The organism is Pseudomonas sp. JH-2, assembly GCF_036231725.1.
In the GTDB taxonomy this organism is placed as follows: domain Bacteria; phylum Pseudomonadota; class Gammaproteobacteria; order Pseudomonadales; family Pseudomonadaceae; genus Pseudomonas; species Pseudomonas delhiensis.
The window spans coordinates 1-590 of sequence record NZ_JAZAQP010000134.1; the positions used below are offsets into that span (position 1 = coordinate 1).

1 protein-coding gene is annotated in these 590 nt (G+C 64.9%); it reads left to right on the plus strand.

All coding sequences use genetic code 11. The annotated features are described in order from the left end of the window. Positions 1-590: Ig-like domain-containing protein (locus VV867_RS31065; RefSeq protein WP_328568455.1), on the plus strand; the 590-nt coding region annotated here is incomplete at both ends.

The following is a 590-nucleotide window of genomic DNA, read 5'->3' on the forward strand; positions in this document are numbered from 1 at the left end:
GCACCGGAGCCACCAGTCATCACTGACAACAACGGCAACGGCCTGGGCGGTACCGGCGAGCCGGAAGGCATCGTCACCGTCGAACTGCCCGATGGCAGTACCGTCACTACCGTGATCGACGAAAACGGCAACTGGGAATTCCCGGAGAATCCGCTGGAAAACGGTGAGACCGGCACCGTCACCATCACCGATCCGTCGGGCAACATCAGTCCGCCGGTGACTACTGAGCCGGCCGACGTCATCGCGCCGGAGCCGCCGGTGATCACCGATAACAATGGCAACGGCCTGGGCGGTACCGGCGAACCGGAAGGCATCGTCACCGTCGAGCTGCCGGACGGCAGCACCGTGACCACCGTCGTCGATGGGAACGGCAACTGGGAATTCCCGGAGAATCCGCTGGAAAACGGTGAGACCGGCACCGTCACCATCACCGATCCGTCGGGCAACATCAGTCCGCCGGTGACTACTGAGCCGGCCGACGTCATCGCGCCGGAGCCGCCGGTGATCACCGATAACAATGGCAACGGCCTGGGCGGCACTGGCGAGCCGGAAGGCATCGTCACCGTGGAACTGCCGGACGGCAGCACCGT